Source organism: Pseudomonas sp. MOIL14HWK12:I1 (genome assembly GCF_000510705.1).
Classification (GTDB): domain Bacteria; phylum Pseudomonadota; class Gammaproteobacteria; order Pseudomonadales; family Pseudomonadaceae; genus Chryseomonas; species Chryseomonas oryzihabitans.
The window spans coordinates 242825-259098 of the sequence record NZ_AZNY01000003.1 but is presented as its reverse complement, the minus strand read 5'-3'; the positions used below and the strand labels follow the sequence as shown (position 1 = coordinate 259098).

The window sequence follows — 16274 nt, the reverse complement described above, 5'->3', positions numbered from 1 at the left end:
CGTCCAGTCGTTCTCTCGAACCCGACCTGCGTGAGGCGCAGGTCGGGTTTTGTGATTCTGGCTTCATCTCCATGCAAAGGAATTCATTATGAGCCGCACGCCCGATACCTGGATTCTCACCGCCCAGAGCCCGAGTCGCCTCGGCACCGTGGACGTGGTCACGCGCTACCTGTTCGAGCAGGGCTGCTATGTCACCCAGCACCACAGCTTCGACGATCGTGAAGCCCAGCGCTTCTTCATCCGGGTGGAATTCCAGGTACCCAGCGACTTCAACGAAGGCCTGTTTCGCGTCGGTCTGGACCTGCGCTTCACGCCCTTCGACATGACCTTCGAACTGACCCCGCCCGGCTATCGCGCCAAGGTCGCCATCATGGTCTCCAAGGCCGACCACTGCCTCAACGACCTGCTCTATCGCCAGCGCATCGGCCAGTTGCCCATGGACGTGGTGGCGGTGATCTCCAACCACCCGGATCTGGAGCCCCTGGCGGCCTGGCACGGCATTCCCTATCACCATTTTGCCCTGGATCCCCAGGACAAGCCGGCCCAGGAGGCCAGGGTCTGGCAGGTATTGCAGCAGACCGGTGCCGAGCTGGTGATTCTCGCGCGCTACATGCAGGTGCTGTCGCCCGAGCTGTGCCGTCGCCTCGACGGCTGGGCGATCAACATTCACCACTCGCTGCTGCCCGGCTTCAAGGGCGCGCGGCCCTATCACCAGGCCTATGCCAAGGGCGTCAAGCTGGTGGGCGCCACGGCGCACTACATCAACAACGACCTGGACGAAGGCCCCATCATCGCCCAGGGCGTCGAGTCGGTGGACCATGCCCACTACGCCGAGGACCTGGTGGCCCGCGGCCGCGACATCGAGTGCCTGACCCTGGCTCGGGCGGTGGGCTATCACCTGGAACGCCGCGTCTTCCTCAACGCCGGGCGGACGGTGGTGCTCTAAGGCCTTCCCGCTACCGCTCCAGGCGGGCTGCGAGATCGCCGAGGCGCTCGCAGCCCGCCTGCCTTCTATCACCTCGATCATCTCCCAGTCGCGCGGCGGCACCGTCAGGTGTTGCCGGGGAAGGCGTCTGCGCGTCTGTTGGCCAGGGTCAAAGGTGGAGCTCAGGATCAGGGGAGGCAGGTGCCGGTCAGGCAAGCCTGCTGGCTCTGCCGGCGATGGAGCAGGAGAGGGGCGCACCCGCCTCTGCAGCGGAGAGGCGGGTGGCGGGGCGGACGGTCAGCCCGCCTGGGACAGGGTGGAGCGGACCGCGGGCGGGGCGACGTCTTCGCCGGCCTTTTCCAGGTTCTTGCCCAGCAGGGCGTGGTAGAGCTCCTTGTCACCGAGGATGCCCACGGCGCGGCCATCGGTCTCCAGCACCAGCTTGTGCCCGGTGTGGTAGCGGATCTCCAGGGCGTCGCGCATACGGATATCGGCCGGTGCCAGGGTCGGCTGGCGTTGCAGGCTGTTGATCGGCATGCCCGGGGTCCAGCGTTGCAGGGCCAGGCTCTCGCCGCCGCGGCGCAGCGCCTTGACCGTCTGGTTGTCCAGGGCCAGCCAGATGTCGTGGCTGCGTTCCAGGCAGATCTCGTTGCCCTCGCGGCCGCACTTGTCCAGGCCGCGCATCAGGCTGTAGCCGCTGAGCACGTTGAGCGGATTGGTGTGGGCGACGAAGGTGCGCACGTATTCGTCTGCCGGATTGAGCACGATGTCCTCGGGACGACCGTGCTGGATGATGCGACCGTCCTTCATGATGGCGATGTTGGTGCCGATCTTGAGGGCTTCGTCGAGGTCGTGGCTGACGAAGACGATGGTCTTGTTGACCTTGGCCTGCAGTTGCAGCAATTCGTCCTGCAGCTGCTGGCGGATCAGCGGATCGAGAGCGGAGAAGGGCTCGTCCATCAGCAGGATGTCGGCGTCCATGGCCAGGGCGCGGGCCAGGCCTACGCGCTGCTGCATGCCACCGGACAGGGAGTCGGGCTTCTTGTTGCGCCACTGGGTCAGGCCGACCAGCTCCAGCTTCTCCTCGACCAGCTTCTTGCGCTCGGCGGCCGAGCGGCCCTGCATCTCCAGACCGAAGCCGACGTTCTCGGCCACAGTCAGCCAGGGCATCAGGGCGAACTTCTGGAACACCATGGCGATGCGGGTGGTGCGCATGTCCTTGAGCACCGCGGGGGAGCAGTTGGCGATGTCCACCTCGCTGCCCTTGTGCTCGATCAGCAGTTTGCCGCGACTCACGGTGTTGAGGCCGTTGATGCAGCGCAGCAGGCTGGACTTGCCCGAGCCGGAGAGGCCCATCAGCACGCAGATCTCACCCTTCTGCACCTCCAGGCAGGCGTCTTCGACACCCAGCACCTGGCCGGTCTCCTGGAGGATTTCGCTGCGACCCTTGCCCTGGTCGAGCAGCTCCAGGGCGCGCTTGTTCTGCTTGCCGAAGATGACGTCGACGTGTTCGAAACGTATGGCGGTCATGATTTACTTAACCTCGCGAGGGGCGGGTTGCTTGCACACCCGGTCGAGCAGGATGGCGATCAGGACGATGGACAGGCCGGCTTCGAAGCCCAGGGCGATGTCCGCGGTGTTGAGGGCGTTCACCACCGGCTTGCCGAGGCCGTCGGCACCCACTAGGGCGGCGATCACCACCATGGACAGCGACAGCATGATGCACTGGGTGATGCCGGCGCCGATGCTGGGCATGGCGTGGGGCAACTCGATGCGGGTCAGCAGCTGCCAGCGCGAGCAGCCGAAGGCCTTGCCGGCGTCCATCAGCTCGGCGGGAACGTCCTGGATGCCCAGGCAGGTCAGGCGGATCGGCGCGGCCACGGCGAATACCACCGTGGAAATCAGCCCGGGCACCACGCCCAGGCCGAACAGGGTCAGGGTCGGAATCAGATAGACGAAGGTGGGGACCGTCTGCATCAGGTCCAGGACCGGGCGCAGGCCGGTGTAGAACCAGGGCTTGTGCGCGGCGACGATGCCCAACGGTACGCCGACGGCGATGCACACCAGGGTGGCGAAGACCACCTGGGCCAGGGTTTCCATGGTTTCCTGCCAGTACCCCAGGTTGAGGATCAGCAGCAGGGAGACGAGGGCGAAGATCACCAGGCCGATGCTGCGTTGCAACAGATAGACCCCTACCGCGACCAGGGCAATGAAGGCCAGCGGGTTGAACCACATCAGGCCGGCGGTGAGGCCGTGGATGAGGCCGGACAGCACATCGGAGATCTTGTCGAAGACGCTGGCGCCATGCAGCGTCAGCCAGTCGATGAAGTCGGCGATCTGCTGACCGAGAGGGAGCTTGTGGTCGGTAAGTAACATAACGGTGCCCGTCAGGTAGGAGTGGACAGGTCGAAGCACGAGAACCGCGGATTCGTGCTTCGGCTGTGGCAGTACCCGCCCGAACTGGCGCGGGACAGTCGAATGTTATTGTTCTATCAAGGGGCCAGGGTGGCCTTGGCCGCTTCCAGCGCAGGCTTGCCATCGCGGGTGGTCACGCCGGCCAGCCATTGGTCGAGCACCTGCGGATGGGCCTTGAGCCAGGCCTTGGCGGCGGCGCTCGCGGCTTGTTTTTCGTTGAGGACCTTGTCCATCAGCTGGTTTTCCATGTCCAGGGTAAAGGACAGGTTGGTCAGCAGCTTGCCCACGTTGGGGCATTCCTGGACGTAGCCCTTGCGGACGTTGGTGTAGATGGTGGCGCCGCCGAAGTTGGGACCGAAGACGTCGTCGCCGCCTTCGAGATAGGCCATCTTGAAGCGGGTGTTCATCGGATGGGGTTCCCAGCCGAGGAAGACCACCCACTGCTGGCGGCGCTCGGCGCGCTGGATCTGCGACAGCATCCCTGCCTCGCTGGATTCCACCAGCTTGAACTTGCCCAGGTCGAAGGTGTTCTTGTCGATCATGCCCTGGATCAGGCGATTGCCGTCGTTGCCCGGCTCGATGCCATAGATCTTGCCGTCGAACTTGTCGGCGTTCTTGGCAATGTCGGCGAAGCTCTTCACCCCGGCGTCGTAGACGTACTGGGGCACGGCCAGGGTGTACTTGGCGCCCTCCAGGTTGGCGCGTACGGTCTCGACGCTGCCGTTGTCGGCATAGGGCTTGATATCCGCCGCCATGCTCGGCATCCAGTTGCCGAGGAAGACGTCGATGTCCTTGTTCTGCAAGGACTTGTAGGTGACCGGTACGGAGATCATGTTGGTCGTGGTCTGGTAGCCGAGGGCGTGCAGCACCTCGCTGGTCACGGCCGTGGTCACGGTGATGTCGGTCCAGCCGACATCGGCAAAGCGCACCTTGGCACAGGAAGCCGGTTCAGCCGCCTGAACAGCGAGTGGCGCCAGCAGGGCGGCACTCAAGAGCCAACGGGAACAACCTTTCATGGACACATCTCCTTGCGTTTGGCGGGGTACCTTTCGGTGCGCCCCACGTGTATTTATCTGTAACCCATCCCCCCAGGCTCGCCTACCGCCTGCGTCGCTACCAGTGTACGCGGCGTCGTAACCAGAAGCGGAGATGTCGTATCCAGCGTGAGCCCCAGGGCACGTCCGCGCCCGGAGCGCTGTGGCAGAGCGAGAGAGGCGGGCAGCAGCGTCCCTCGCCGTGGCGGAACGCTGGCCAGAGGCGCTGGCGTCGGCCGGAGCGGCCCTGGATCAGTTGGCCAGACTGGCCTTCACCGCCACGTTACCCGGCGCGCCGCTGCGGGTGGCGACGCCCTTGAGCCAGGCGTCGAGGCGTTCGGGATTGCGCTTGAGCCAGTTGCGCACGGCGCGGCGCGGATTGTCCTTTTCATTGAGCACCCGATCCATCAGCTGGTTTTCCATGTCCAGGGAAAACACCAGGTTGCCCAGCAGCCGGGCCACGTTGGGGCACTGCTGGGCGTAGCCCTTGCGCACCACCGTGTAGACCGTCGCCCCGCCCTGGTTCGGGCCGAAATACTCGTCGCCACCGTCGAGGTAGGCCAGCTTGTGCCGGACGTTCATCGGATGGGGTTCCCAGCCGAGAAAGACGATCCACTGGTGGTCCAGCAATTCCTTCATCCGCACCTGGGTGAGCATGCCCTGCTCGCTGGATTCATCGAGCTTGAAGTCGCCCAGGCCGAAGGCGTTGCTGGCGATCATCTTCTTCACCAGGGCGTTGCCGTCGTTGCCGGGCTCGATGCCGTAGAGGGTGTGATCGAAGCGCTCGGCGAAGCGGGCGATATCGGCGAAGTTCTTCACCCCGGCGTCATAGACGTACTGGGGGACCGCCAGGGTGTAGCGGGCCCCTTCCAGGTTGGCGTGCAGGCGTTCGACCGCACCCGCATCGACCCGCGGCTGACTGAGCTTGGCCTGTGCCGGCATCCAGTTGCCGAGAAAGACATCGGCCTCGCCCGCGGCCAGGGCGTCGTAGGTCTGCGGCAGGGACAGGCGCAGCACCTCGGTCTCGTAGCCGAGGGCGCTGAGCAGATAGCGGGCCGTGGCGTTGGTGATATTGAGATCCGACCAGCCGACATCGGCCAGGCGTACCTGCTGACAATTCTCGGCTTCGCCTGCCTGTACGGCAGCGCTCAGCAACAGACCGGACAACCACAGCGCTGGGTAGATTTTCATCCTGAACTCCAGGGGTCGCGAGGGGAAGGGCCGCTGGCCGCTGCACGTACCGGTCCGTCTGGCCCGGGGGCTGGTGGCTTTTCGCCATAAGTGGCCAGAAGGGCGACGGACGGTCGCCGGGCCTGACCTACAACCGTGCCCGTTGAGTCGCCATGCCACATTTTGGCGCGCGTCGGTTACGTCTCGGTGTTACCGATGGCGTCCACCTGGCGAAGTGCCATCGGCAAAGGGTCGGTCTCGGATCAGAAAGGTCGCAAATAAAAACCCTAGCTAATCAACGTCATTGAGCGCTGCTGAATGGGTTGTTCGTGCCAGACAGCTTGCCTGGGCAGGGGTTCACCCAGTTTCGGCATGGGAATTGCGACATGACTTATGCGTCCGCGACACATCTTTCACCCAACGTTGTCCGTCGCACCTCATTAGAGCCCAGCCAAGGGCCCCAGCCTGCGTGAAGGAGATTCAAACCATGTCGCCCATTCCCACCTCGTCACAGGCCCGTGCGATCCAGTCCATCGGCTTTCTGCTGCTGGACAACTTCACACTCATCTCCCTGGCGTCGGTGGTGGAGCCGCTGCGCATGGCCAATCAGCTGTCGGGACGGGAACTCTATCGCTGGTGCACCCTGAGCCTGGACGGCCGACCGGTGCGGGCGAGCGATGGCCTGCAGATCACCCCGGACAGCGCCGTGAGCGCCGCCCCGGTGATGGACATGGTGATCGTCTGCGGCGGCGTGGGCATCCAGCGCAGCGTGTCGCGCGAACATTGCACCTGGCTGCAGAGCCAGGCGCGCCAGGGCCGCAAGCTGGGCGCGGTCTGTACCGGCAGCTGGGCCCTGGCCCGGGCCGGCCTGCTCGACGGCTACGACTGCAGCGTGCACTGGGAAACCCTGGCGGCCCTGCAGGAAGCCTATCCGCGCGTGGTGCTCAGCACCCGCCTGTTCACCATCGACCGCAATCGCTGCACCGCCTCGGGCGGCACCGCGCCGATGGACATGATGCTGCACCTGATCGGTCGCGAGCATGGCCGCGAGCTGTCGGCGGCGATCTCGGAAATGTTCATCTACGAGCGCATCCGCAACGAGCAGGATCACCAGCGCGTCCCTCTCAAGCACATGCTGGGCACCAACCAGCCCAAGCTGCAGGAAATCGTGGCGCTGATGGAAGCCAACCTCGAAGAACCCATCGACCTCGACGAACTGGCGGTCTACGTGGACGTGTCCCGACGCCAGCTGGAGCGGCTGTTCCAGAAGTACCTGCACTGCTCGCCGTCGCGCTACTACCTCAAGCTGCGGCTGATCCGCGCCCGGCAGCTGCTCAAGCAGACCACCCTGTCGATCATCGAGGTGGCCTCGGTGTGCGGCTTCGTCTCCACTCCGCACTTTTCCAAGTGCTACCGCGAATACTTCGGCATCCCGCCGCGTGACGAGCGCCAGGGGCCGACCATCCAGCAGCCCATCGCGCTGATGCCGCTGTCCCAGGAATTGTCGCTGATGCCGGCCTCGTCCGCGCTGGCGGCCCTGAGCCAGGCCCAGGGCGAATCCACCTTTGCCAGCGTGCGGCTGTAAGCCGCCTGCGGCCGCCTAGCGACCGCTGGGCAGGCTGAGCAGCACCGCCGCCGTCTGCAGATCCGGCTGGCCGTCGAAGCGGCCCGGCCGGTACTTCATCTGGAAGGCGCCGATCACATCGCGGGTGGCCGCATCGAGCACGCCGGTGCGGGGCACCGCATAACCGATCCGTGCCAGCTGATCCTGAAACCAGGCCGGGGGTGGCAGCACGCCCCCCAGGCTGGCTTGACGCTGGGCGACCACCGCCGGATCCGGCCAGTTGATCAGGCCCGCGGCGGCCAGACGCGCCCAGGGAAACAGCGGACCCGGATCCTGCTTGCGCCCCGGGGCGATATCGCTGTGGCCAACGATGGCGCGGCGATCCAGGCCATGGCGTTGTTCGATGTCCTTGAGCAGCGGAATCAGCGCCTTGATCTGGGCTTCGCTGAAGGGATACCACTGGCGTCCGGCCGGGGTGTCGCGAAAGCCCAGGTTGACCATCTCGATGCCGATGGAGGTGGAATTGAGCCAGGTGCGGCCTTCCCATTCGCTCACGCCGGCATGCCAGGCGCGGCGATTCTCGTCCACCAGGCGATAGATGGTGCCGTCGGTATCGATCAGGTAGTGGGCGCTGACACCGGCCTGGGTCAGCAGCTTGAGCGACTGCTTGGAGTCGGCTGCGGTGTAGTGCAGCACGATGTACTGCACCCGACTGTCCTGATCGCGGGCGGTGTAGTCGTCATTGATGCGCGGACCGCTGGAACAGCCGGCCAGGAGCAGGCCGCAGAGCAGCCAGGGGAGGAGCTTGAAAGGCTTTCGCACGATTACCTCGCGAACGTGGAAGGGGTCAGGCCACGTCCAGGCGATCGCGTCCGGCGCGCTTGGCGCGGTAGAGCGCCTGGTCGGCACGCTCGAATACGGTATCGGCATCCTCGCCCGGCGCAAAGGCCGCGAGACCAGCGGACAGGGTGATCACCACCCGTTCGCCCTTGAAATGGAAGGGGCAGGCGGCGACCGCGGCGCGTAGCTGCTCGATCAGGGTGACCCCGCCGGCGACCGGCGTGGCACCCAGCAGCATGACGAATTCCTCGCCGCCGAAGCGGGCGATGAAGTCGGTCTTGCGCAGGCGGCGCTGCAATTCGCTGGCGATGATCTTGAGCACCTTGTCACCGGCCAGGTGGCCGTAGCCATCGTTGATGCGCTTGAACAGATCGACGTCGAGCACCGCCAGCAGCAGATCGCCGCCGTGGCGCTGCCAGCGGGCCACCTCCAGCTCCAGGCGCTCGCTCCAGGCGGCGCGATTGGGCAACCCGGTGAGGGGGTCGCAGAGGGCCTTCTGCCGCTGTTCTTCCAGGTGGCCGCGATACTGCTGGGCCTCGCGCTCCATGCCGGCGACGCGCTCGGTGAGGGCGCTGAGTCTTTCGCTGGCTTCCTGCTCGCGGGTCTCGCGCTGGCTCTGCTGGTCGGCCAGGCTGGTCAGCAGGCCTTCCAGGCGGCTGTCGAGCGACAGCTTGAGGCTGTCCAGGTCGGTCGCCTCCTGCACCTCGGTCTGCAATTCATTGACCTGGCCGCGCAGGGCGTCGCCAAAGGCGCGCTCCTGGGTCTGGCCGTCCTGGCGTCCGACGTGGACGTCCTGCAGACCGGTCTGGAAGGCGGCGAGGCGCTCGTTGAGGCGGCGCAGGTAGAGCTGGAATTCGCTCTGCCCGGAATGGTTGAGCGCCAGCACCAGCACCGACAGATCGTCGAGCACCGGCACCAGTTCGTACCAGTTCAGACTGCCCTGGATGCGCTGGCGCAGGTGCTCGGCCTGGGGCTTGTGGCTGTCCGGCAGCGCCAGGTCGTCGAGCAGCCGCAGCAGGGTGGCTTCCAGGTGCGGGGCAATGGCGCTGTAGCCGGGTTCGGGCACCGGGGGCAGGGCATAGGCCGGATCGGCCTGGACTGCCAGGGGCTCTACAGGGGCTTCAGATGGCGCAGCGGCTATACCTTCGACCGGCAGCGGCGGCGGTTCGGGCGTTGCCAGCGCTTCCGTCGCTGGCGAGGCTACTGGCGCCGGCGAGGCGTCTTCAGCTAGCGGACTCGACGCGGTCGCCGGCGCCTCTTCCGCCGCCTCGCCCCGACCGCCCAGCAGGCGCTGCAGGAAACCGGCGCGGGCGGGCTGTTCGGGGTGCAGCTGACTCAGCGCCTGTTGCTGCAGACGGCTGAATTCACCGAGCAGCGCGGGCAATTCACCCGGTTGGTCGGCCGCGGCCTGGGCGCGCTTGGCGAAACCCTTGAGCGCCTTGCGCTGGTCGCGCGGCAACTCCAGGGTCTGCAAGAGCCGGCACAGTTCGGCAAAGGCCTCGGCCACCTGGCGCGCGCGCATTTCCCGGCGCTGCTCGGAATCGAGCACGGTGCGCTCCAGGCGCGGAATCAGCTTGGCGAGGTCGGCGTCGCTGTCGTCACGGCGGAGGATGTCGCGCAATTCGACCAGGCAGGCGTCCACCGCCGCGTCGTTGCCTTCGGCGGCCAGGCTGCTGCGCACGAGGCCACGACGCACCAGGTCCAGGCGGTTTTCCCACCGGCTTTCCAGGCGTTCGAGGTTCTCGAGGCTCTCCAGGTATTTGCTTTTCCAGCGTTCGACGTCCGCGCGCTCCATCCGCCCGCTCCAAAGGCTTGAGGGTGGCCAGCAGGCAGGCACGACGGGGCGGCCAGCCGACTTGATAGTGGCTAGGGTATCGGCGGTTTCGGGGAAAGTTTGAGCAGGACGACCGGAGGCCGCTTGAGAGGGACGAGCTGAGGAGCCGCCGCGGGACGCGGCGGCGGGTAACGCTTACTTAGCTGCGCGTTCTTTCTGGATCAGGAAGTCGGCGACCTTCAGGGTCTCGTCCGGACCACCCGAGGAGCCCAGGTCGAAGCGATACTTGCCGTTGACCACCATGGTCGGCACGCCGGTGATCTGGTAGGCCATGGCCAGTTTCTTGTCCTTTTCCACCTGACCCTTCACGGCGAAGGAGTTGTAGGTGCTGAGGAACTTGTCGCGATCCACGCCCTGGGTGGCGAGGAAGTCGGCCATCTCTTCGGGGGTGGCCAGCTTCTTGTGCTCCTTGTGGATGGCGGCGAAGACGGCGTCATGCACCTTGGCTTCCACGCCCATGGCTTCCAGGGTCACGAACAGCTGACCGTGAACGTTCCAGATGCCGCCGAACATGGCCGGCACACGCTTGAAGGCGACGTCATCGGGCAGCTTCTTGGACCAGGCGTTGAGGGTGGGCTCGAAGGCGTAGCAGTGCGGGCAGCCGTACCAGAACAGCTCAACCACTTCGATCTTGCCGGGTTCGGACACCGGAACCGGACTGCTCAGTTCGGTGTACTGCTTGCCGGCCTGGATGTCGTCGGCATGGGCGGCCGCGCCGAACAGACTGGCGGCGGCGAACACGGCGGAGAAAAGCAGGTTGCGCATGGGACTACTCCTGGAAGAAGGCACGCCCACCAACCGGGCATGACGGATTGCGGGCATTGTAGCCGGGTGCATCGCCGCGCCTAGTCGCCGGCGCGCCCGAGGCCGGCCATGTTCAGGCTTCGTTCAGGTTGCCGGGGGCACGGCTCTCGCCCGGCGCATCCGATATACTGCTGGCTTTGCCGCGCGCTCGCGAGTACCCCCATGTCCAGCTTCAAGAATCCCATCGTCGGTCTGTGCCAGCAGGCGTCCTTTCTCATCAGCGCCGCCAAGGTCGATCAGTGCCCGCTCGACAGCGGCCTGGAAGTGGCCTTCGCCGGTCGCTCCAACGCCGGCAAGTCCAGTGCGCTCAACACCCTGACCCACGCCAATCTGGCGCGTACCTCCAAGACGCCGGGGCGGACCCAGCTGCTCAACTTCTTCAGCCTCGACGACGAGCGGCGCCTGGTGGACCTGCCCGGCTATGGCTACGCCAAGGTGCCGATCCCGCTCAAGCAGCACTGGCAGGAGCACCTGGAGGCCTATCTGAGCAGCCGCAATTCGCTCAGCGGCGTGGTGCTGATGATGGATATCCGTCATCCGCTGACCGAATTCGACCGCCTGATGCTGGACTGGGCCCAGGCCAGCTCCATGCCGCTGCACATCCTGCTGACCAAGGCCGACAAGCTGGCCTTCGGGGCGCAGAAGAATGCCCTGCTCAAGGTGCAGCGCGACGTACGCCAGGGCTGGGGCGATACCGCCAGCATCCAGCTGTTCTCGGCGCCCAAGCGTCAGGGCGTGGAAGACGCCCAGCGTGTGCTGGCCCGCTGGCTGGGCCTCGACGAGCCCGTCGCCGAGGCATAAAAAAACTCCGGACTTCCATCGGGGGAGGGGAGAAGTCCGGAGTTCAAGACTGGACCGCCAAGCAGGGGTCCAGCATCTGCCAACACTAAACAGCAAAGGAGCAGAACGGCTATCCAAACCGTTCAGCAGTTCAGACGGGGCGCCAGGAAAAAGGTTCGCCCCGTCCGAGCAGAAAGCCGGTGCCCTGACTAGCGGCCGCTGGCGAGCCCCAGACCCTCGTCGGCGCCCAGGTGCACGTTCATGCACTGGACCGCAGCACCCGCCGCGCCCTTGCCCAGGTTGTCCAGGCGCGCCACCAGCGTCATCCGCTCGGCATTGCCATAGACGAAGAGATCGGCGCGGTTGGTGTCATTGCTGGCCTGGACGTCGAAGAAGCCATTGTCCAGCTCCTCCTCGGCGGCCACCGGGGCCACCCGAATGAAGGCTTCGCCGTCATAGTGACGGGCCAGCGCCGCCTGCAGGTCGGCAGCGGTGGTGCCCGGGCGCAGCTGGCTGGCATGCAGCGGAATGGTCACCGCCAGGCCCTTGAGGAAGGGGCCGACGATGGGGCTGAACACCGGCGCGGCGGTCAGACCGCTCTGCACGCGCATTTCCGGCAGGTGCTTGTGGCCCTGGCCCATGGCATAGGGGCGCGGACTCAGCAGGCGCGCGTCGCCGCCGGCTTCGTAGGCGGCGATCATCTGCTTGCCGCCACCGCTGTAGCCGGTCAGGGAAAAGGCCGACAGCGGGGTGTCCGGGGCCAGCAGACCGGCATCCACCAGCGGCCGGGCCAGCAGGATGAAGGCGGTGGCGTGGCAACCAGGGTTGGCGATGCGCTTGCTGGCGCGCAGCGCTTCGCGCTGACCGGGCGCCAGCTCCGGCAGGCCGTAGGTCCAGCTGCTGTCAGTGCGGAAGGCGGTGCTGGCGTCGATGATGCAGGTGTTGGGATTGGTCACCAGGCTCACCGCTTCGCGGGAGGCGGCATCGGGCAGGCAGAGGAAGGCCACGTCGGCGGCATTGAGGAAGCGTGCACGTTCGGCCGGATCCTTGCGCTTGCTCTCGTCGATGCGCAGCAGTTCGATGTCCGAACGGCCGGTCAGGTAGTCCAGCAGACGCAGGCCGGTGGTGCCTTCCTGGCCGTCGACGAAAACTTTGAAGCTCATGGCGGTGCCTCTCGCGGATGGGCGCTGAAAGCCTCGATTGTAGCGACTCGGACAGATCAGGCATACGCCGCAGGCAGGCGATACAGCCGTATCCCGTCCGACCGGCGCAGTGAGCCGTGCCAGAGCGATTTGGACAGGAGCGACAGGTACAGATCCGAAATTGGGAGTTTTGTACGGATACAGTGCTTTGCAGCTGTAAGTGGTCTGGTTCCGCGCCAGCGGCGAAGCTGAGTCTCCTCTGCCGTTTCGCTGGATATCGCCATGGACCGCCTTTTGCCCGACAGTGCCATTGCCCGCTCGATCTCCCCTCGGCGCGGATGCCGCGCCCTGTTCGCGCTGCTCGTCCGCTGGCGCCTGCGTGCCCTGGGCCGGCGGCAACTGCAGCAGCTGGACGGCCGGGCGCTGGGCGATCTGGGTCTGAATCTGGCGGATCAGCGGCGGGAAGGCGACAAACCCTTCTGGCGCGAGTGAAAATCTGCGCCGGGATGCGACTTCCTTGGGCTGACGGTAGTCTCACTCAGGCCTATCCAGACGGGAGTCCCCCATGAAAACCCTGCACCTGGGCGCCGCCGCGGCGCTGTTCTGCCTGTCCACCGCCGCCTCGGCGTCGAGCTTCTATGTCACCACCGACATCATCGTCAACGCCATCGATGCGACCTCGGACACCACCTCGTCCATCACCGGCTCCTTCAAGAACGACAAGCTGGTCCAGGAAGCCCGTGACGATGCGGCTACCTACGTTGGCAGCGCCGGCGACATCCGCGGCGTACGCCTGGAAGCGGCGCTGGACCACCTGCGCAGCCAGGCGCCCGAACTGCGGCAGGCCAGCGATGACCAACTGGCCCAGGCGATTCTCGCCATCTGACGCGCAACACCGCGATACCCCCCGTACCCCGTGGCTGCTAGCCCGGAGCGGGGGGCTGCGTTAGCCTTGGCGACCATCTGCCACCGGAGGGTCGTCATCCATGCATATCCGTCGTTCTGCCGCGCTGTTGCTCGGCCTCTGTCTTGCCACGCCGGTCCTGGCGTTCGACTCCACCACCGAGGGGCTGGTGAAGACCATCTACGGCACCAGCCAGCTCACCACCGGCCCCTTCCAGAACAAGCTGGTCCTGGCGGCGCGTGACGATGCCGCGGCCTTCGTCGCCACCGACGGCGCCCTGCGCGGTGCTCAGCTGGAGGAAACCCTCCGCGCCCTGCGCGCAGCCGATCCGGCACTGCACGCCTCCGACCGGGAACTCGCCCAGGCGATTCTGAGTCAGTAGTCCGTTTCAATTCCGTGACATCCCTGGAGTATCCATGCGCCGTTCCCTGCTTATCGCCGCTGCCCTGACCCTGGGCGTTTCGAGCCTGGCTCAGGCCCAGACCCTGGTGGCCACCAGTAACATCGTGGTGCGGGCGCTGCAGCGCAGCATCGACTTCACCTCCGATACCACCACCTCCATCCGCGACGCCAAGATGATCCAGGCCGCGCGCGGCGATGCCGCCAGCTTTGTCGCCACCGACGGCGACATCCGTGGCGTCCAGCTGGAAGAAGCCTTCCGCAGCCTGCGCGACCAGTTCCCGGCCGCGCGCCAGGCCAACGACCTGCAGCTGGCCCAGGCCATCCTGGCACTGTGAAGAACCGCGCCGGCCGGCTGCGGCAGTGGCTGGCCGGCCTCGCGGCCGGCCTGGCCCTCGGTGGGGCCCAGGCCGCCCTGCACCTCGAACTCGATACCCAGGGCCTGACGCCCGCGCAGATCCAGGCGACCCAGCAACTGCTGGATGAAGCCCAGGCCCTGCTGCCACCCAGATTCAAGGCGGCGCTGGACGAGCGCATCCCGGTGCGCTGGAGCAGCGAGCTGCTGGAAGAAGCCTATGGCGAGGCGGACCGGCGCAATCTGCTGCTCAATCGCCGCCTGCTGCCCAGCCTGGTCGACGGCAGCGACACCCGCATCCAGACCGGCCGGCCCCATGGCACCCAGCACCGCGAGCTGCTGGCCACGGTGCTGCACGAGCTGACCCACTTCTATGACCGCGAGCGCGTCTGGACGCCCGCGCAGCGCCAGCTGATCCTCTCCTGCGGCGGCCTGGGGCTGACCTCCGACCAGCTGCCGGTGAAATGCCAGGGCCAGGCCGGGCGCAGCTATACCCTGTCCGACGATCCACGGCTGCTGGACCTGGCCGGCTGGCAGGTGAAGACGCGCAAGCATGGCAATCGCGAGTCGAAGAATCTCTTCATCGCCCGCAGTCCCGATCTCTATGAAGTCACCAACCCGAAGGAATTCGTGGCGGTGAACATGGAGTACTTCCTGCTCGACCCCAGCTACGCCTGCCGGCGGCCGGCGCTGCAGCGCTACTTCGCCGAGCACTTCGGCTGGTCGCCCGAGCACGATGCCTGTCCGGGGCGCTATCCCTATCTCAACGCCGGCAACGACTTCGGCGAGGCGCCCCTGGGCTGGCTCGATCCGGAGCGGGTCTATGCGGTGGACTACCTGCTGGCCGAGGGCAACGAGAAGGTCATGAGCCGCTGGGGGCACAGCATGCTGCGCCTGGTTGTCTGCGCCCCCGGTCGGCCGCGTGGCCCGGATTGCCGGCTGGATCTGCAATACCACCTGGTGCTGTCGTTCCGCGCCTTCGTCAATGACGTCCAGCTTTCCAGCTGGCGCGGCCTGACCGGCTCCTATCCGTCGCGGCTGTTCGTGCTGCCGCTGGCCCAGGTGGTGGACGAGTACACCAAGGTGGAGTTGCGCGGCCTGCAATCCGTGCCGCTCAAGCTGACCCGCCCGGAGATCGCCGACTTCCTCGAGCGGACCGCCCAGGTGCACTGGAGTTATGACGGCCAGTACTACTTCGTGACCAACAACTGCGCGGTGGAGACCTTCAAGCTGCTGCACGACGGGGTGCCGCGCCTGGCCGATGCCCAGCTCGATGTCATCACCCCGACGGGCCTGATGGATGCGCTGAGGTTCAAGGACCTGGTGGACACCTCGGTGCTCGACGATCCGCGCGAGGCCTTGCGGCTGGGCTATCGCTTCGACAGCTTCCGCGAGCGTTTCCAGGCGATGTTCAAGGTGGCGCGGGAGCGCCTGCAGCTGCCCCAGGCGGATGTCGAGGCCTGGCTGGCGCTGACCCCGCAGCAGCGTCGCGAGCAATTCCAGCGTGCCGACCTGCGCGCCAGCGCCGCCCTGCTGCTGCTGGAGCAGGCAGCCTATCGCCGGGCGCTGCTGCAGGCCCAGACCGAGCTCAAGGATCGTTACCTGGGCCAGGACACGGTGGACAAGGCACGCTTCGGCAAGGCCGGTGGTGCCCTGGAACAGATCCTCAAGGACAGCGGCTACCTGAGTCGTCCGGCCGAGTTGCTCGGCACCGACGGCTACGGCCTGCCGCAGCCGGGCGAGTGGGAGCAGCTGACCGCCGAGAGCCAGAAGCGCCAGGCGCACCTGCGCAGCCTCCGGGACACCCTCAACAACGAGGTTCGCCAGCTGCTCTCGCCGGAGGCCCGCGATGGCCTGGACCTGACCGAAGCCAACCTGGACCTGCTCGGCAAGCACCTGCGCGAGCTGAACAAGGCCAGTGGCGGGCTGGAGTTGAAGTAGGGCGGTTGGGGCGGCCGGGCGTTGTTGGGCTTCGCTGGGCTCAACCCAGCCTGCGCAAGGTACAGCAGGGGCCAGATAGCCCCCTCTCCCCTGGGGAGAGGGCTGGGGTGAGGGGAGCGGTACCAGGCTGTTGGGCTTCGCTGCGCTCAACCCAACCCACGGGAGCT

At 66.3% G+C, this 16274-nt stretch carries 16 protein-coding genes; 8 read left to right on the top strand and 8 right to left on the bottom strand.

Features of this window, described 5'->3' with window-relative positions; all coding sequences use genetic code 11:
- The first annotated feature begins 88 nt into the window (after positions 1-88).
- Positions 89-946, top strand: a complete 858-nt coding sequence (locus tag PSEK12I1_RS0101165; RefSeq protein WP_027598625.1) for a formyltetrahydrofolate deformylase — start codon at positions 89-91, stop codon at positions 944-946.
- 276 nt (positions 947-1222) lie between these two features.
- On the opposite strand, the gene choV is transcribed toward PSEK12I1_RS0101165, so the two are convergent.
- From choV to choX, 4 genes are all read right to left on the bottom strand, one after another.
- Complete coding sequence (gene choV / locus PSEK12I1_RS0101160; RefSeq protein ID WP_027598622.1) at positions 1223-2455, bottom strand: choline ABC transporter ATP-binding protein; 1233 nt, start codon at positions 2453-2455, stop codon at positions 1223-1225.
- A gap of 3 nt (positions 2456-2458) precedes the next feature.
- Positions 2459-3301, bottom strand: a complete 843-nt coding sequence (choW, locus tag PSEK12I1_RS0101155; RefSeq protein ID WP_027598621.1) for a choline ABC transporter permease subunit — start codon at positions 3299-3301, stop codon at positions 2459-2461.
- Between the two features lie 116 nt (positions 3302-3417).
- Positions 3418-4356 (bottom strand): choline ABC transporter substrate-binding protein, encoded by a 939-nt coding sequence (locus PSEK12I1_RS0101150; protein ID WP_027598620.1) that lies wholly within the window; start codon positions 4354-4356, stop codon positions 3418-3420.
- 270 nt (positions 4357-4626) lie between these two features.
- Entirely contained in the window at positions 4627-5565 is a 939-nt protein-coding gene (choX, locus tag PSEK12I1_RS0101145) for a choline ABC transporter substrate-binding protein (protein WP_027600430.1), read from the bottom strand.
- A gap of 466 nt (positions 5566-6031) precedes the next feature.
- Here choX and PSEK12I1_RS0101140 point away from each other — a divergent pair, with 466 nt between their 5' ends.
- On the top strand, positions 6032-7129 hold the full coding sequence (locus PSEK12I1_RS0101140; RefSeq protein WP_037006569.1) for a GlxA family transcriptional regulator: 1098 nt from the start codon (positions 6032-6034) through the stop codon (positions 7127-7129).
- Between the two features lie 15 nt (positions 7130-7144).
- Here PSEK12I1_RS0101140 and PSEK12I1_RS0101135 read toward each other — a convergent pair whose 3' ends face one another.
- The 3 genes from PSEK12I1_RS0101135 to PSEK12I1_RS0101125 all read right to left on the bottom strand — a co-directional run bounded on the left by PSEK12I1_RS0101135 (position 7145) and on the right by PSEK12I1_RS0101125 (position 10547).
- The gene (locus PSEK12I1_RS0101135) at positions 7145-7930 is read right to left on the bottom strand and encodes an N-acetylmuramoyl-L-alanine amidase (RefSeq protein WP_051399173.1); all 786 of its coding nucleotides are present in this window, start codon (positions 7928-7930) and stop codon (positions 7145-7147) included.
- A gap of 25 nt (positions 7931-7955) precedes the next feature.
- Positions 7956-9743, bottom strand: coding sequence for a diguanylate cyclase (locus tag PSEK12I1_RS0101130; protein WP_027600428.1), 1788 nt, complete (start codon positions 9741-9743; stop codon positions 7956-7958).
- Positions 9744-9917: 174 nt separating this feature from the next.
- On the bottom strand, positions 9918-10547 hold the full coding sequence (locus tag PSEK12I1_RS0101125; protein WP_027598615.1) for a thiol:disulfide interchange protein DsbA/DsbL: 630 nt from the start codon (positions 10545-10547) through the stop codon (positions 9918-9920).
- Positions 10548-10748: 201 nt separating this feature from the next.
- On the opposite strand from PSEK12I1_RS0101125, the gene yihA reads away from it, so the two are divergent.
- Positions 10749-11387: a ribosome biogenesis GTP-binding protein YihA/YsxC gene (yihA, locus tag PSEK12I1_RS0101120; RefSeq protein WP_027598614.1), complete on the top strand. Its 639-nt coding sequence runs from the start codon at positions 10749-10751 to the stop codon at positions 11385-11387.
- Between the two features lie 188 nt (positions 11388-11575).
- Here the strand turns inward: yihA and argC are convergent, their stop codons facing one another.
- On the bottom strand, positions 11576-12529 hold the full coding sequence (gene argC, locus PSEK12I1_RS0101115) for an N-acetyl-gamma-glutamyl-phosphate reductase (RefSeq protein WP_027600427.1): 954 nt from the start codon (positions 12527-12529) through the stop codon (positions 11576-11578).
- Between the two features lie 261 nt (positions 12530-12790).
- Between argC and PSEK12I1_RS0101110 the strand changes: the two genes are divergently transcribed.
- The 5 genes from PSEK12I1_RS0101110 to PSEK12I1_RS0101090 all read left to right on the top strand — a co-directional run bounded on the left by PSEK12I1_RS0101110 (position 12791) and on the right by PSEK12I1_RS0101090 (position 16107).
- Entirely contained in the window at positions 12791-13000 is a 210-nt protein-coding gene (locus PSEK12I1_RS0101110) for a DUF1127 domain-containing protein (RefSeq protein WP_027600426.1), read from the top strand.
- 73 nt (positions 13001-13073) lie between these two features.
- A complete protein-coding gene (locus PSEK12I1_RS0101105) occupies positions 13074-13394 on the top strand; it encodes a DUF2388 domain-containing protein (protein ID WP_007160027.1) in 321 nt (106 codons plus the stop codon).
- 100 nt (positions 13395-13494) lie between these two features.
- Complete coding sequence (locus PSEK12I1_RS0101100; RefSeq protein ID WP_037006567.1) at positions 13495-13794, top strand: DUF2388 domain-containing protein; 300 nt, start codon at positions 13495-13497, stop codon at positions 13792-13794.
- A 34-nt stretch (positions 13795-13828) separates the two neighbouring features.
- Positions 13829-14149 carry a DUF2388 domain-containing protein gene (locus tag PSEK12I1_RS0101095; RefSeq protein ID WP_007160025.1) on the top strand — a complete coding sequence of 107 codons (321 nt, stop codon included), beginning with the start codon at positions 13829-13831 and terminating at the stop codon, positions 14147-14149.
- A complete protein-coding gene (locus PSEK12I1_RS0101090) occupies positions 14146-16107 on the top strand; it encodes a DUF4105 domain-containing protein (protein ID WP_037006564.1) in 1962 nt (653 codons plus the stop codon). The genes PSEK12I1_RS0101095 and PSEK12I1_RS0101090 overlap by 4 nt, the downstream gene beginning before the upstream one ends.
- Positions 16108-16274 lie beyond the last annotated feature (167 nt).

Bases quoted from the DNA above. Each gene is read 5' to 3' on its own strand.
- argC (WP_027600427.1), bottom strand. From the start codon at position 12,529: ATGAGCTTCAAAGTTTTCGTCGACGGCCAGGAAGGCACCACCGGCCTG.
- yihA (WP_027598614.1), top strand. From the start codon at position 10,749: ATGTCCAGCTTCAAGAATCCCATCGTCGGTCTGTGCCAGCAGGCGTCC.
- PSEK12I1_RS0101095 (WP_007160025.1), top strand. From the start codon at position 13,829: ATGCGCCGTTCCCTGCTTATCGCCGCTGCCCTGACCCTGGGCGTTTCG.
- choX (WP_027600430.1), bottom strand. From the start codon at position 5,565: ATGAAAATCTACCCAGCGCTGTGGTTGTCCGGTCTGTTGCTGAGCGCT.
- PSEK12I1_RS0101100 (WP_037006567.1), top strand. From the start codon at position 13,495: ATGCATATCCGTCGTTCTGCCGCGCTGTTGCTCGGCCTCTGTCTTGCC.
- PSEK12I1_RS0101110 (WP_027600426.1), top strand. From the start codon at position 12,791: ATGGACCGCCTTTTGCCCGACAGTGCCATTGCCCGCTCGATCTCCCCT.
- PSEK12I1_RS0101150 (WP_027598620.1), bottom strand. From the start codon at position 4,356: ATGAAAGGTTGTTCCCGTTGGCTCTTGAGTGCCGCCCTGCTGGCGCCA.
- choW (WP_027598621.1), bottom strand. From the start codon at position 3,301: ATGTTACTTACCGACCACAAGCTCCCTCTCGGTCAGCAGATCGCCGAC.
- PSEK12I1_RS0101130 (WP_027600428.1), bottom strand. From the start codon at position 9,743: ATGGAGCGCGCGGACGTCGAACGCTGGAAAAGCAAATACCTGGAGAGC.
- choV (WP_027598622.1), bottom strand. From the start codon at position 2,455: ATGACCGCCATACGTTTCGAACACGTCGACGTCATCTTCGGCAAGCAG.
- PSEK12I1_RS0101165 (WP_027598625.1), top strand. From the start codon at position 89: ATGAGCCGCACGCCCGATACCTGGATTCTCACCGCCCAGAGCCCGAGT.
- PSEK12I1_RS0101140 (WP_037006569.1), top strand. From the start codon at position 6,032: ATGTCGCCCATTCCCACCTCGTCACAGGCCCGTGCGATCCAGTCCATC.
- PSEK12I1_RS0101125 (WP_027598615.1), bottom strand. From the start codon at position 10,547: ATGCGCAACCTGCTTTTCTCCGCCGTGTTCGCCGCCGCCAGTCTGTTC.
- PSEK12I1_RS0101105 (WP_007160027.1), top strand. From the start codon at position 13,074: ATGAAAACCCTGCACCTGGGCGCCGCCGCGGCGCTGTTCTGCCTGTCC.